The organism is Streptomyces sp. NBC_01288, assembly GCF_035982055.1.
In the GTDB taxonomy this organism is placed as follows: domain Bacteria; phylum Actinomycetota; class Actinomycetes; order Streptomycetales; family Streptomycetaceae; genus Streptomyces.
Map to the genome: position 1 here is coordinate 3,112,225 of NZ_CP108427.1, position 12,278 is coordinate 3,124,502.

General features: G+C 69.6%; 13 protein-coding genes and 1 pseudogene. 7 read left to right on the forward strand and 7 right to left on the reverse strand.

From position 1 onward, the window contains the following. Positions 1-361 precede the first annotated feature (361 nt). Positions 362-970 carry a YceI family protein gene (locus OG194_RS13310; protein WP_327401079.1) on the forward strand — a complete coding sequence of 203 codons (609 nt, stop codon included), beginning with the start codon at positions 362-364 and terminating at the stop codon, positions 968-970. On the opposite strand, the gene OG194_RS13315 is transcribed toward OG194_RS13310, so the two are convergent. Further along, positions 957-2,027, reverse strand: coding sequence for a DNA glycosylase AlkZ-like family protein (locus OG194_RS13315; protein WP_327401080.1), 1,071 nt, complete (start codon positions 2,025-2,027; stop codon positions 957-959). The genes OG194_RS13310 and OG194_RS13315 overlap by 14 nt on opposite strands. 563 nt (positions 2,028-2,590) lie before the next feature. Between OG194_RS13315 and OG194_RS13320 the strand changes: the two genes are divergently transcribed. Then, positions 2,591-3,691 carry an ADP-ribosylglycohydrolase family protein gene (locus OG194_RS13320; protein WP_327407051.1) on the forward strand — a complete coding sequence of 367 codons (1,101 nt, stop codon included), beginning with the start codon at positions 2,591-2,593 and terminating at the stop codon, positions 3,689-3,691. Positions 3,692-3,793: 102 nt separating this feature from the next. Here the strand turns inward: OG194_RS13320 and OG194_RS13325 are convergent, their stop codons facing one another. Further along, complete coding sequence (locus tag OG194_RS13325; RefSeq protein ID WP_327401081.1) at positions 3,794-4,060, reverse strand: hypothetical protein; 267 nt, start codon at positions 4,058-4,060, stop codon at positions 3,794-3,796. Between the two features lie 13 nt (positions 4,061-4,073). On the opposite strand from OG194_RS13325, the pseudogene OG194_RS47635 reads away from it, so the two are divergent. Then, positions 4,074-4,217 (forward strand): annotated as a pseudogene (locus OG194_RS47635) (hypothetical protein); the annotation flags it as partial. A gap of 120 nt (positions 4,218-4,337) precedes the next feature. Here the strand turns inward: OG194_RS47635 and OG194_RS13330 are convergent. Further along, entirely contained in the window at positions 4,338-4,757 is a 420-nt protein-coding gene (locus OG194_RS13330) for an ATP-binding protein (protein WP_327401082.1), read from the reverse strand. A gap of 112 nt (positions 4,758-4,869) precedes the next feature. Between OG194_RS13330 and OG194_RS13335 the strand changes: the two genes are divergently transcribed. Further along, entirely contained in the window at positions 4,870-5,691 is an 822-nt protein-coding gene (locus OG194_RS13335; protein WP_327401083.1) for a helix-turn-helix domain-containing protein, read from the forward strand. Further along, positions 5,688-5,948: a DUF397 domain-containing protein gene (locus OG194_RS13340; RefSeq protein ID WP_327401084.1), complete on the forward strand. Its 261-nt coding sequence runs from the start codon at positions 5,688-5,690 to the stop codon at positions 5,946-5,948. Before OG194_RS13335 ends, OG194_RS13340 begins: the two co-directional genes overlap by 4 nt. Here OG194_RS13340 and OG194_RS13345 read toward each other — a convergent pair. Genes OG194_RS13345 through OG194_RS13355 form a run of 3 tightly spaced genes read right to left on the reverse strand, consistent with a single transcriptional unit; the run spans position 5,929 to position 9,163 of the window. Continuing rightward, positions 5,929-6,684 (reverse strand): ABC transporter permease, encoded by a 756-nt coding sequence (locus OG194_RS13345; RefSeq protein WP_327401085.1) that lies wholly within the window; start codon positions 6,682-6,684, stop codon positions 5,929-5,931. The genes OG194_RS13340 and OG194_RS13345 overlap by 20 nt on opposite strands. After that, positions 6,681-8,207, reverse strand: coding sequence for a hypothetical protein (locus tag OG194_RS13350; RefSeq protein WP_327401086.1), 1,527 nt, complete (start codon positions 8,205-8,207; stop codon positions 6,681-6,683). The genes OG194_RS13345 and OG194_RS13350 overlap by 4 nt, the downstream gene beginning before the upstream one ends. A 2-nt stretch (positions 8,208-8,209) precedes the next feature. Then, the gene (locus tag OG194_RS13355) at positions 8,210-9,163 is read right to left on the reverse strand and encodes an ABC transporter ATP-binding protein (RefSeq protein WP_327401088.1); all 954 of its coding nucleotides are present in this window, start codon (positions 9,161-9,163) and stop codon (positions 8,210-8,212) included. Between the two features lie 182 nt (positions 9,164-9,345). On the opposite strand from OG194_RS13355, the gene OG194_RS13360 reads away from it, so the two are divergent. Both OG194_RS13360 and OG194_RS13365 read left to right on the forward strand, forming a co-directional pair. Further along, positions 9,346-10,536: a sensor histidine kinase gene (locus OG194_RS13360; RefSeq protein WP_327407052.1), complete on the forward strand. Its 1,191-nt coding sequence runs from the start codon at positions 9,346-9,348 to the stop codon at positions 10,534-10,536. Beyond that, positions 10,533-11,192, forward strand: a complete 660-nt coding sequence (locus OG194_RS13365) for a response regulator transcription factor (protein WP_327401089.1) — start codon at positions 10,533-10,535, stop codon at positions 11,190-11,192. Before OG194_RS13360 ends, OG194_RS13365 begins: the two co-directional genes overlap by 4 nt. Here the strand turns inward: OG194_RS13365 and OG194_RS13370 are convergent. Then, on the reverse strand, positions 11,156-12,226 hold the full coding sequence (locus OG194_RS13370) for an FUSC family protein (protein WP_327401090.1): 1,071 nt from the start codon (positions 12,224-12,226) through the stop codon (positions 11,156-11,158). The two genes, OG194_RS13365 and OG194_RS13370, sit on opposite strands and share 37 nt — an antisense overlap. Positions 12,227-12,278: the final 52 nt, after the last annotated feature.

Sequence of the window (12,278 nt, forward strand, 5' to 3'; positions counted from 1 at the left end):
CACAGTCTCCGGACCGTTTTCCTGGTACCCCTGAACAGAACCTCACCGGCATGCAGCCGTTCCGACTGCTCACGGGGCATGCCGGTTGTAGGGGTTACACAAACCCGACAGCTGAGAGCCACCTCACATTCACGTGCGGCGGATGCCATCCCCAGAGTGATTCTCGCGTTGCCGGGGCCGCCCGGAGGGCGTACTCGTAGTAGTTGGCACAACACCCTGCGGATGATGTTGAAAATTGAATGGAATAGGTCTACGGTCCTTCGTGTTGGCATCGTTGAACGTTCAACAGATTCCACCCCGCACCATCCCGCACCACCCCGCATCACCCCCGCACCACTCCCGTCCCCTTTAGGAGCACGTCATGGGCATCTTCGGCCGCAAGAGCGACGAGACCGACACCACCTCGGCACCCGCCGCCGTCAACCCCGACCTGGCCGCGCTGACCGGCGAGTACACCATCGACCCGGCGCACACCACGCTCGGCTTCACCGCCCGCCACGCGATGGTCACCAACGTCAAGGGCAAGTTCCTCGACTTCACCGGCACGCTGCACCTGGACGGCGGTGACGCGGCCAAGTCCACCGCGTCCCTCGACGTCAAGATGGACAGCATCGACACCGGCTCGCCGGACCGTGACGGTCACCTCAAGAGCGCGGACTTCTTCAAGACGGACGAGTTCCCCACGATGACCTTCCGCTCCACCTCGGCCGAGTCCCTCGGTGGCGACGACTACCGCATCACCGGTGACCTGGAGATCCTCGGCACCACCAAGCCGATCAGCATCGACCTGGAGTTCAACGGCGCGGCCAAGGACCCGTTCGGCAACGAGCGTGTCGGCTTCGAGGGCAAGGCCGAGATCCTGCGCTCCGAGTTCGGCCTCACCTGGAACGCGGCGCTGGAGACCGGTGGCGTCCTCGTCTCCGAGAAGATCAAGCTGAACTTCGACATCTCGGCGATCAAGAGCGCCTGAGCTTGAGCCAGACCGCCAGGTCCTCGATCTCGGCGTCCACGGCATCGGCGATGCTCCGGGTGAACTCCACGTCCTGATGGACGGCGTTCACCAGGAGCACGCCGGCCTTGCGGTCGGCGGTGGCGTCGAGCTTCCCGACGAGTTTGTCACCGTAGAGAATCGGCAGGGCGAAGTAACCCCAGCGGCGCTTCTCGGCCGGTTTGTACATCTCCAACTGGTAGTCGTAGCCGAAGAGTTCGGCGGTGCGCTTCCGGTCGTGAATCAGCCGGTCGAAGGGCGAGAGCAGTGCGGCCCGCCCGCTGAACGGCCGTTCCAGGTACGTCGGATCGACCCGCCACTCCCCCTTCACCCCTTCTACGACGGCCGGTTCGCCGGCCTCGCCGACGACGGCGGGTTCGACCGGGAGGACGGTGCCGGTGGCGCGGGCGATACCGAGGGCGCGCAGCCGCCGTTCGTTCCGGAGCCTGCGTGCTTCGTCTAGCGGCACGGCGGGTTCGTCCGGATAGACGCGTGCGGCCAGGTCCCAGAGGCGTTCACGTCCCGCCCGCCCCGCGATGGCCACCTCCCCCCTCAGCACCATCAGCTCCAGCAGCTGGCCGACGTTGCGGTTGTGCGTCCACCCCGACGACTTCCACGGCACTGCGCACGTGTCGGGCAACTCCCTTGAGGTGAGCGGCCCTTGACCGCCGAGCCGTTCCAGAATGTCCCGCCTGCACGCGTCGTTGGCGGCGACCCACTCGCGGTAGTGCTTCGATTCCCTTTCCCATACGGCCATGTCGGCGCGGTACAGCGCCAGATCCTCGCTCGGGCGGATCATCGCCCGGAGTTCGAGGAGGGTGCGGCCCTTGAGCGCGGTGGCCAGCTCGTCCGGTGCGTAGGACGAGCCGAGGCGGCTCCAGGCGACCAGGTCGGCGTTGGGGGCGATCGCGGCGATCGGATCGATCTGGAGCAGGGTCAACTGCCGTACGACGGCGTGGAGTTCCGTGGGGCGGGGGGCGTCGAGGAGTTGGGCCTGGACGGCGATGCGGCGGGCTTGGGGGCGGGTGAGTTGAAGCATGGGGCCTCGTTTCCCCGGGCTCGGCCGGTTCTCGCGCTACGGACACGTGCACCGGGTTCTCGCTGATGGTATCGGCGGGGGTTCCGGAACCTCGCGCCGCAGATGGGAACGGCGGGATGTGAGGATGCCCGATGGATTCCGGCCATGACGCCAAGCCCCGCTTCGTCAAGCGAACGACCAACCCTCGCATCCACGAGGACGACGGCGCGGGCATCATCGTCTCCGGGGGGCCGCCACGCTACGCGATCCGGACGAGCGGTCCCGTGCGCCATGTGGCTGTGGCCGACAACGGGAACGACCTGCTCGGCTACGTGTGGTTCAACGACGAGGACGAGGCGGCGAGTTGGGTCCCGCTCAGGAGGAGAGGCGACGACGGCGTCAACTTGGGTGCCGTGTGGGGCAGACGGCTTGATGCGGCCAAGACCCGCGGGCTCACGCCGTCCCAGGCGGTGACCGAGCTTGTCGAGCAGTGGCCTTCCGCCGGCTCGTCGCACATTGTCGAGGGTTCCCTCGCCGAGGCCACGAGCTTGCAGGCACTCAGGGAACTCGCCGGCCACCCCCTTGTGGAACGCGTCAGAAAGGCCGCCGCCGCCTCCCTCTTCGGTCTGGCCATCGGTGACGCCATGGGCTACCCCACCGAGTTCCTGAACATGGCGCAGATCACCGCGAGGTTCGGTCCGTGGCGCGAGATGGGCCTGCCGCTTTCCGAAGGTGACATCGTCCGGGTCAGCGACGACACGCAGATGGCGCTGGCCGTCGGCGAAGCACTGGTGGAAGCGAGCGCCGTTACCCCCGCCCCCGGTATCCCCGCCCCCGGAACCCGACGGATCCGAGGGACCCGAGACGCGGCCGCAGTCGCTACGGCCCTCACCCCGGCCACGGTCGAAGCCGCCCTGCGCAAGCACTTCGTGGCCTGGCTGCACGACCCGGACAACAACCGAGCCCCCGGCGGGACCTGCCTCACCGCCTGCACCAACCTGGAACGGGGCCTGCGCTGGCAGGACGCCACCGTCCTCGGCTCCAAGGGCTGCGGCGCCAACATGCGCGTCACGCCGATCGCCCTCATCCCCGGTCTGAGCGCCGAACAGCGGGCGGGAATCGCCCAGTTGCAGGCGGCCATGACCCACGGCCACCTCACCGCGCCGGCGGCGAGCGAACTCACCGCCCACGCCACGTGGCTCCTGGCCCACGACTGCCCCATCGCCGAACTCCTCCCCCGCCTCCGCGCCTACGCGCAGGGGTCCCGCCGCACGTACCGCGCCGACTGGCTGGGCGACCTGTCCGCCAAGGCGGGCGCCCCCGACCCGGCGGCGTTCATCGCCTTCGGCTGGGACGAGTGCCTGCGCGCCCTGGACACCGCGGCCACCGCCCTGCGCGCCAAGGACTCGGAGCGGGACCCGTCCGAGGTGGTCGGCGCCGGTTGGGTCGCCGAGGAGGCCCTCGCCACCGCCCTGTACTGCTTCCTGGTCGTCGGCGGCCACGCATGCGCATCGGTCATGCGCGCCTCCCACTCGTCCGGCGACTCCGACTCGATCGCGGCCCTGGCGGGAGCCTTCGCCGGAGCCAAGCACGGCCTCCTCTACTGGGTGCCGGAGTGGCGCGAGGCCCTGGAGTACAAGGACCGGATCACGGCGCTGGCCGCCGTATGGGACGACGCGGCCTGACGCGCGAAGGACAGACGACGGACGGACGACGGACAGAGGCAGACAGATGACGGTCACCGCCGCGGACCCCGCCCGGCGGGCGACGGCATGGCTCGACGAGCTCTACGGCGGGCTCGTCGAACTCGCCGTGCCGCACCCCGTGCACGAGACCAACTCGTCCTGGTTGATGGCCTGCCGCACCCTGAACCAGCCCGGCTTCCCTCGCACGCCGATGCTGGCGGCCTCCGTCGTGGTCCCCAAGATCGGCGGCTTCCCCTTCCACCCGGCATCGAGCGCGCCCTTCGCGGACGTGGAACCGACATCGCCGGAGGAGGCCGCCCGCCGGGTCACCGGCCAGAACCGCAGGATCAACGCCCGCGGCTGTGTCACCTCCGTCCACGCGATGATCGACGACAGCCGGTCGGTCGCCCTGCCCTGGCAGCCGGCTCACGAGGCACCCGGTTGGTGGAGCCGACTGCATCGCCGCCACTTCCCTCGCTTCGAGCCCGTACCCGTACCCGTCCACGACTGGACCGCCGTCGTCCGAGCCGTCCGCGACCCGGGTGCCGGCACCCGCGGTGTGGTCTGGGTACGGCGGGAGTTCGGCCCGGCTCGACACGGAGTGGGTGCGGGAACTCGTTCTCGTACGGCGACTGCCCTGACCCGCTCAGCCGAACCTCACCGCGAACTCGCACCACACCACCTTCCCCGGCGCCCGCTCCCCCACCCCCCACTTGTCCGCGAGCACGGAGACCAGCATCAGGCCGCGGCCGTCCTCCGCGTGGAGATCCCGGTACGGGGTCCTCACCTTGCGGAGTTCGCCGGTTCCGCTGTCGTGGATCTCGATGCGGAGGACTCCGTCGAGGTGGATGCGGAGACAGAGGGAGAGGCCCCGGCCCGGTGGAACGCCGTGCAGGATCGCGTTGGTCGTCAACTCGCTTACGCAGAGCAGGACATCGTCGGTGCGGTCGGTGATCTCCCAGTCGGCGAGGGTGTTCCGGGTGAACGTGCGGGCCAGTGCGACTGATCTGCGGTCGCGTCGGTAGAACGCCTCGCGGGTGTGGCCTTGTTGGAGTTGTTCGTTCATGGGGCCACTGTCACAGGCAGTCACTATCGTGGGTCAGTGAGTGAGGTCGTATTTGTTTTCTCTACGACCTCACTACGACGACTTCGGGTGTGCGCGGGGGAAAGGGACACGCATGCAATCGGCGAAGAGGCCCAAGAAGGTCGGTACTTGGCAGGCGGTCGGCGGGCTGGTCGCCCACTTCCGGAGGCAGGCCGGGCTCACACAGGAGCAGTTCGCCGAGATCGCGAACCTGCACATCGACACCATCAGGTCCATCGAGCAGGGGCGACTTGCACTGCAAGGACATCGAGCCAAGGAGTTCGACGAACTCTTGCACACGGGTGGGGTGTTGTTCGCTCTGGTCGACAAGCTGCCCGTGCGGGAGCGGATGCCGGCATTCGCACAAGGCCTCGCCGACATCGAGGAGACGGCCGTCAGCATCCTGTCCTATGAAACGCAGATGATTCCTGGTCTGCTACAGACAGAGGATTACTGCCGTGCGTCCTTCGCGAGCCGCTTCCCGCGTTTCGAGGACGAGACGGAGGAGCAATGGGTGTCCTCGCGCATGGAGCGGCAGAAGATCTGGCAGCGCAAGCAACCGCCGTTCGGTCACTTCATCTTGGAGGAGTCGATCCTTCGGACGGCCCTCGGCGGCCCGGAGGTCATGCGAGCGCAGATCCGTAAGTTGCGGGACGCCTGCGACCTCGTTCACATGGGAATCCAGATCATGCCCATGGGGCGTGTGCCGCACGCTGGTCTCGCTGGGCCCATGCTGCTGCTGGAGACCGCCGACCACGAACACGCGGTCTACCTGGAGGTACAGCGCGCGAGTTTCCTGGTGGACGATCCCCATGAGGTCAGCGTCTACCAACTGAAGTATGGAATGCTGCGGTCACAGGCCCTCTCGCCGGAAGAGAGTGCGTGCGTCCTGGAAAGACTGCTAGGAGAGTCATGAACACCGCAGCACGGCAGCACTTGGCGTGGTTCAAGTCCAGCTACAGCAGCAACGAGGGCGGCAACTGCATCGAAGTTGCCTACGACTGGCGGAAGTCCAGCTACAGCAGCAACGAGGGCGGGGACTGCGTCGAGTTCGCCGCTCACCCCGCCGCCATTCACGTCCGTGACTCCAAGGTCCCCGCCGGTGGCATCCTCACCGTCTCGCCCAGCACTTGGACCGAGTTCCTCAGCCAGGTCACGCGTCCCTCAGTCTGAACGCCGCTCCCCCGACCACCAACAACCCCACCGCGTACGCCGCCAGCACCCCCAACCCCGGCCACGGAGCGATCGCCAGCCTCTCCAGGTTCTTCGTCGCCTGGATGGAGAGGGCCGCCGGCATGGGGGTCCAGCGTTGCAAACGGTGTTGCCAGGTCGGGGAGTTGACCAGGCGGGACAGGATCGGGATCACGTAGAGGACGCCCAGGCCCAGCGTGATCGCGCCGCCCGTGTCGCGGAGCAGGGTCGCCAGGGACAGGCCCAACAGCGTTACCAGGACGAGGATGAGGACCGAGCCGCCCGCCGCTCGGAGCGTCGCGCCGTCCGTGGGGGCGGGGAGGATCAGCCGGGCCAGACCTAGGGCGGACAGCACCGCCAGCGCTCCCGCTGTCGCCGTCAGCAGGGACAGCGTGGCCGCCTTCGATGCCAGTACCCACCACCGCCCCGGCATCGCCGTGAGCGTCGTACGGATCGTGCCCGTGCTGTACTCCGCCCCCATCGACAGCACACCCAGCACCAGGCACACCGACTGGCTCAACTGGACGCCCGTGAGGCTCAGTTTGACCGTGTCCTCGTGGCAGGCCGCCGGTGTCGGGCACACCTGGGTCGTGAGCGACGAGGCCGCCGCCGCGCCGACCGCCGCCGTCAGGGCCACCGTTGCCGCCAGGAGCCACCAAGTGCTGGGCAGGGTACGGAGTTTGGTCCACTCGGCGTGAAGAGAGCTGATCCACCTCACGCGTCCCGCCTCCTTACCGTCCAGGACGCCAGCAGCAGGGCCGCTACCGTCCAGGCCGCCAGGACTGCCAGGCCGTGGTACGGGGTGAGGGGGTAACAGCCGCCCTCCGGAAGGCAGTTGTGGTGGACCTGCGGGTAGTACGTGACCCCCTGCTGGATCGCGAAGGCCGCCGCCGGTGTCACCCTCAGCAGCCACTGCGCCGCCGGAAGCGGCAAGGCCACGGAGAGGATCTGCGGGAGGAGCACCAGGACCACCACCGTCGCGATCGTGCCCGCGCTGCTGCGCAGCACCACGCCCACGGCGAGGGCCAGAACCGCGACCAGGGACAGCAGTACCGCGCTGCCTACGACCGCCCGCAGGGCCGGGTTCTCCAGGAGGGAGAGGTCGGGGAACGCGGGCGGCTTGAAGCCGTTCGAGCGCAGCGTCTTCTGCGCCAGGGTGAAGCCGATTGCCGTAGCCAGCAGGCCTGTTGCGAAGGTGACGGCCCCGATCACCGTCGTCTTCGCCGCCAGCACCTTCAGTCGGGACGGCGTCGCCGTGAACGTCGTACGGATGAGGCCTCGTTTGTATTCGCTCGTCACGAAGAGCGTGCCCAGGGTGGCCATGAAGAGGAGGCCTACGAACACTCCCTGGAAGCTCATCTGGACCATGTCTGGGTTGTTCTCGTCGGGGGCGATGTCTCCCTGGCCGGTGAGGGTGTAGACGCCGGCCGGGGTTACCGTCGACGCGCCCGCCCGTGTGCTCCCCGGCGGGGCGTCGGGGGCGGGGGCGCCGACGTCCGTGGCCGTCCAACTGCCCGTGTCCGACGTGCCGGTGAGGCCGAGGTGGTCGAAGGTGCCGGTGGCCTGGCCGCTGCCCGCCACCGAACTCGTACCGCCGAAGGACCGGTGCACGACCTCATGGTTGGGAGCCGCCAGAAACACGCCCACCTGAACCGTCCTCCCCAGCCCCCCGACCCTCACCTCCCCAAGCCGGGTCCATTTCTCACCGTCTACAGACGCATAGCCGGTTAGTTTTTCCCCCAGCCTTTTCAACCGGAGCCATTGCGGGGCCTTCGTCAGATCGCTGCCCGGCCCCGCCATGTCGTGGGTGAAGTTCCACTGCATACGGACGCCGTGCGCGGGCGTCGCCAGCACCGCCGCGTACGGCGCCCCCTGCTTCAGGCTCTCCTTGACGATGATCCCGGCCTTGGTCCAGGGCTCCAGCGACTGCCCGGAGGCGCTCTTCAACCCGGTGACCCGGGCCGTGACCGTACCGTCGCCGGTCAACGGCCGGTGGACGAACCGGAAGGCGTCGTTGACGACCTCGCCCCCCGGCCCGAGCACAACCGGCGGACCCCCACCGACAGTTGACCCACTGGCACCCAGCTGACAGACCACGACCACGACCACACCGGCGATCGCCAGCACCGCCACCCAGGCCCTGACCGTCCAGAACTTCGCCCACTCGGCCCGCAGCAGCCGCCCGAAGCCGGCCCGGGCGGGATGGAGGGCGGAACGGTACGGAGGAATCGTCCTGGTCATCGTCACCGGGTCACCTCGTCCGCTTCTTCGGCGGGCGTGGACGTGAACTCGACCGCATCCCGGGTGAGTTCCATGTACGCCTCCTCCAACGAGGCCCGATGCGCGCCTACTTCGGCGAAGGGGACCCTGGCCCCGGAGAGCAACTCCACGACCCGTTCGGCCGAAAGACCGGTGACGGTCAGGACGTCGCGGTCGACGACGGCGACCGTCCCGCCTTCCCTGGCAAGCAGTTCCATGGCTTCGGCCCGACTGTTCGTACGCAACCGCACCCGGTCGCCGGAGGCCGCCGCGAGGAGATCGGCCACGGCGGTGTCGGCGATCAGCCGGCCCCGCCCGATGACCACCAAGTGGTCGGCGGTGTCTTCGAGTTCGCTCATCAGATGGCTGGAGACGAGGATCGCCCGGCCCTCGGAGGCGAGATGCCGTAGGAGGGTCCGGATCCACTGAATCCCTTCGGGATCAAGGCCGTTGACCGGTTCGTCGAGGAGCAGCACCGGAGGGTCGCCGAGCAACGCGACGGCCATGCCGAGCCGTTGCCGCATCCCCAGGGAGTAGCCGCCCGCCCTCCTCCGCGCGGCCTCCCCCATCCCCACCTGCTCAAGCACCTCGTCCACCCGCCGCATGGACAGGCCGTGGGAGTGGGCCAGCCAACGGAGATGGTCACGCCCCCGCCGGCTGGGGTGCAGAGCGGCGGCGTCGAGGAGGGCACCGACCTCCAACAAGGGGGTGCGCAGGGCGTGGTAGGGCCGGCCCCCGATCAACGCCTGCCCCTCGTCAGGGGCGTCCAGCCCCAGCACAGCCCGCATGGTGGTGGACTTCCCCGCCCCGTTGGGCCCGACAAAGCCGGTCACCGACCCGGCCTCAACCCTGAAGGACAGCCCGTCGACCGCGACCGCCCGCCCGAACCGCTTCCGCAACTCCCGGACTTCGATGCTCACATCGGCTACCTGACTCATGCTGAGCGAGGCTAGGTGCGCCGACCACCGCCCGTCGTCACGCGATGGAGGTCCCTCACGAGGGGGACGCCGGGCGGGTCGGAGGTCGGCACAATGACCGGGTGGGCGTGAAGGGGGCGTCGGGTGTGGAGGGGCATGGGCCGGTGACGGCCGGGGGTGCGAGCCGGTATCGGCTGGTCGGCATGGCGCGGGCGGGCTTCGCCGCCGCCTCGCCGCGCGCCGGGCTCGTCGTTCCCGTCGCCCTGGCCGTTCTCTCGCTCACCGAAGTCCTGCTCCGCGGCGCCGACTTGGCCGGGGGCTTCGCCGCCCTGTTGCTGCTCGGCCTCGCTTCCACGCTTCCCCTCAGCCTCGTCCTCGGCAACGGACGGTTCGCCCGGACCTGCGCCGCCCTCGCGCTCAGTGCCGCCTGCGTACTCTCGCTCGTGCCCTTCGGAGGGCTCACCGTCGGCGGGGTCGTGGCCCAACTGGTGTGCGTGTACGTACTGGGACGCGCCGGAGCCACCCGCCTCGGCGGGGTCCTCGTCCTCCCCTACGTCGCGATCGCCCTCGCCAGCCACGAGGAACTGACCCGGATCGTCGCCGTCCTCGTCGCGACCCTCGCCTCCGCCGCCGCGGCCACCGGCATCGCCCACCACGTACGCAGCACGGCACAGGCCCACAGCGCGACCGAACAGGCCTTCGCGGACACCCTCCTCGAACATGCCGCCCGGGGTGAACGGGCCCGGATCGCAAGGGAGTTGCACGATGTCGTCGCGCATCACATTTCGATGATCGCGGTCCAGGCGGAGACCGCCCGCCTCACCACCCCGGGGCTGCCGCCCGAAGGCGCCACTCGCCTGCTCGCCATCGGCGACACCGCGCGCACCGCACTCACCGAGATGCGGCGGCTGTTGGGCGTCCTGCGGGAGGACGCCGAGACGGGAGTCCAGCGGCGCCCCCAGCCCGGACTCGGCCAACTCCTGGACCTCATCGACGAGTCACGCGACGCGGCCGGCTCCCGCACCCGGCTCATCGTGAGCGGCCCCATCGCCCCGCTGGACCCCGGCATCGAGGTCACCGCGTACCGGATCGTCCAGGAGGCCCTCACCAACGCCCGCCGGCACGCGCCGGGCGCGGCAGTGGACGTAGAACTCCGTTACGGGGACGGGGACTTGGCGCTGCGCGTGCGCGACAACGGGCCGGGGACCAGCGCCGACCTCCCAGCCCTCTCCGGCCACGGCCTGCTCGGCATGCGGGAGCGGGCCGCGACGGTCGGGGGTACCTTGCGCACCGGTCCCGCTCCGGGCGGCGGGTTCCTGGTCGAGGCGCGGCTGCCCGTCAAGTCGGAGGAGACGGAGACCGAGACGGGAAAGGAGGCGGGGGCGCTGCCATGAGCATCCGGATCGTCGTCGCCGACGACCACGAGATCGTCCGGTTCGGATACGCCGGAATCCTCGCCACCCAGGCCGACTTCACGGTCGTGGGCACGGCCCGCGACGGCGCCGAGGCGGTACGTGTCTGCCGGGAGGAGTCGCCGGACGTGGTGCTGATGGACGTACGGATGCCGGTCATGGACGGCATCGAGGCCACCGCGCGACTCCAGAACTGCCCTGCCGTACCAAGGGTGTTGGTGCTGACCACCTTCGACCTGGACGAGCATGTCTACGACGCGCTCGCCGCCGGTGCCAGCGGGTTCCTGCTGAAGGACGTGACCGCCGAACGGCTCTTCGAGGCCGTACGGGTCGTCGCGGCCGGTGAGGCGCTGCTCGCGCCCGGGATCACGCGGAGGCTGATCGCCGAGTTCGCGCGGATGCGGCCGAAGGCGCCCACGCAGGGGAGGTTGGACGTCCTCACCCCGCGCGAGACCGACGTCCTGCGGCTGCTCGCCGAGGGGTTGTCCAACCCCGAACTCGCCGAACGGCTGCACGTGGGCGAGGAGACCGTGAAGACCCACGTCAGCCGGATCCTGTCCAAGCTCGGGCTGCGGGATCGTACGCAGGCCGTGGTGACGGCCTACGAGACGGGACTTGTCGTGCCGAGGACCGGCTGACGGCGGCGGGCGCGCGGCACCGGCAGCAGCCACCACGCCGACGCCACCGACAACACCGCCCCGACCGCGATCCCTTCGAGCCGCGTGGGCAACAGGCTCAGGGCGTCCTGGCCGAAGTAGCCGAGGAGGAGGGAGAGCGCGCAGGTCATTCCGGCGGCCCAGTAGGCGTAGTTGAGGGGGCGCAGCCACAACGCGACCGCGAGGACGGCGAACATCAGCGCCACGGCCGTGTCGCCGGTGACACCGATCGCCGCGACTCCGGTGGCCAGGAGCGTGCCGACCGTGGCTCCGGCGAGGCGCTCAATTCCCTTGCGGAGTACGTCGGTTCGGCCGCGGTTGCCGCTCGCGGCGACATACGCGGTGAGGACGACCCACGGCCAGTGGTCGTCGAAGAGGATGTGCCCGACGGTGAACGCGGCGGCGATTCCGGCCGCCATCTGGAGGGCCATGCGGGTGCTGGGGCGGGGGTGGAGGCGGGAGCGGCGCGGGGGTTGTTCGGGGCCGGGTTCCGCACGCCAGGCCGGGGGCCCGAGCCGGTCGCCCAGCCCCTGCACCAGCCAGACCCCGGCACACGCGAGCGCCCCGATCAACGCGGCCCACTCCCAAGTGACCAGCCCGCTCTGCGCCTTGGCCGGTAGCGCGGGGCCGGGGACGACGAGGAGCGTCACGAGCGGGAGGGCGAGCAGGGTGCCGGCCTTCGTGGCGGCGGGGCCGTAGCGGCGGATCCAGATCGCCAGCGCCATGCCCGCCGTGAAGACGGCGGCGCCGAGCGCGTAGTGGGAGCCGATCAGCCGCCCGACGAAGATCGAGGCACCTGCCGTGACGGGCAGCAGGACGAGTGCGGTGAGGCGGCGGCGGGTGTCGGCGGTGCGCTGGGTGTTGGCGAGGGTGAGCGTCAGCGCGACCGCGAGGACGAGCACGTCGGTGTGCAGCCCTGCGGCACCCTCCAGCCAGAGGGCGACACCCCAGCAGAGCAGCACGGCGGTCATCGTCAGGGCCGCTTCGTACGCGTTGCGTATGAGTTTTGGGGTCACTGTCCCGAGACTAGCGGGGGTTGTGGACTCTGAATAGTAAGCATCAGCGTAC

Bases quoted from the DNA above. Each gene is read 5' to 3' on its own strand.
- OG194_RS13335 (WP_327401083.1), top strand. From the start codon at position 4,870: ATGCAATCGGCGAAGAGGCCCAAGAAGGTCGGTACTTGGCAGGCGGTC.
- OG194_RS13330 (WP_327401082.1), bottom strand. From the start codon at position 4,757: ATGAACGAACAACTCCAACAAGGCCACACCCGCGAGGCGTTCTACCGA.
- OG194_RS13355 (WP_327401088.1), bottom strand. From the start codon at position 9,163: ATGAGTCAGGTAGCCGATGTGAGCATCGAAGTCCGGGAGTTGCGGAAG.
- OG194_RS13340 (WP_327401084.1), top strand. From the start codon at position 5,688: ATGAACACCGCAGCACGGCAGCACTTGGCGTGGTTCAAGTCCAGCTAC.
- OG194_RS13310 (WP_327401079.1), top strand. From the start codon at position 362: ATGGGCATCTTCGGCCGCAAGAGCGACGAGACCGACACCACCTCGGCA.
- OG194_RS13315 (WP_327401080.1), bottom strand. From the start codon at position 2,027: ATGCTTCAACTCACCCGCCCCCAAGCCCGCCGCATCGCCGTCCAGGCC.
- OG194_RS13365 (WP_327401089.1), top strand. From the start codon at position 10,533: ATGAGCATCCGGATCGTCGTCGCCGACGACCACGAGATCGTCCGGTTC.
- OG194_RS13360 (WP_327407052.1), top strand. From the start codon at position 9,346: ATGGCGCGGGCGGGCTTCGCCGCCGCCTCGCCGCGCGCCGGGCTCGTC.
- OG194_RS13350 (WP_327401086.1), bottom strand. From the start codon at position 8,207: ATGACCAGGACGATTCCTCCGTACCGTTCCGCCCTCCATCCCGCCCGG.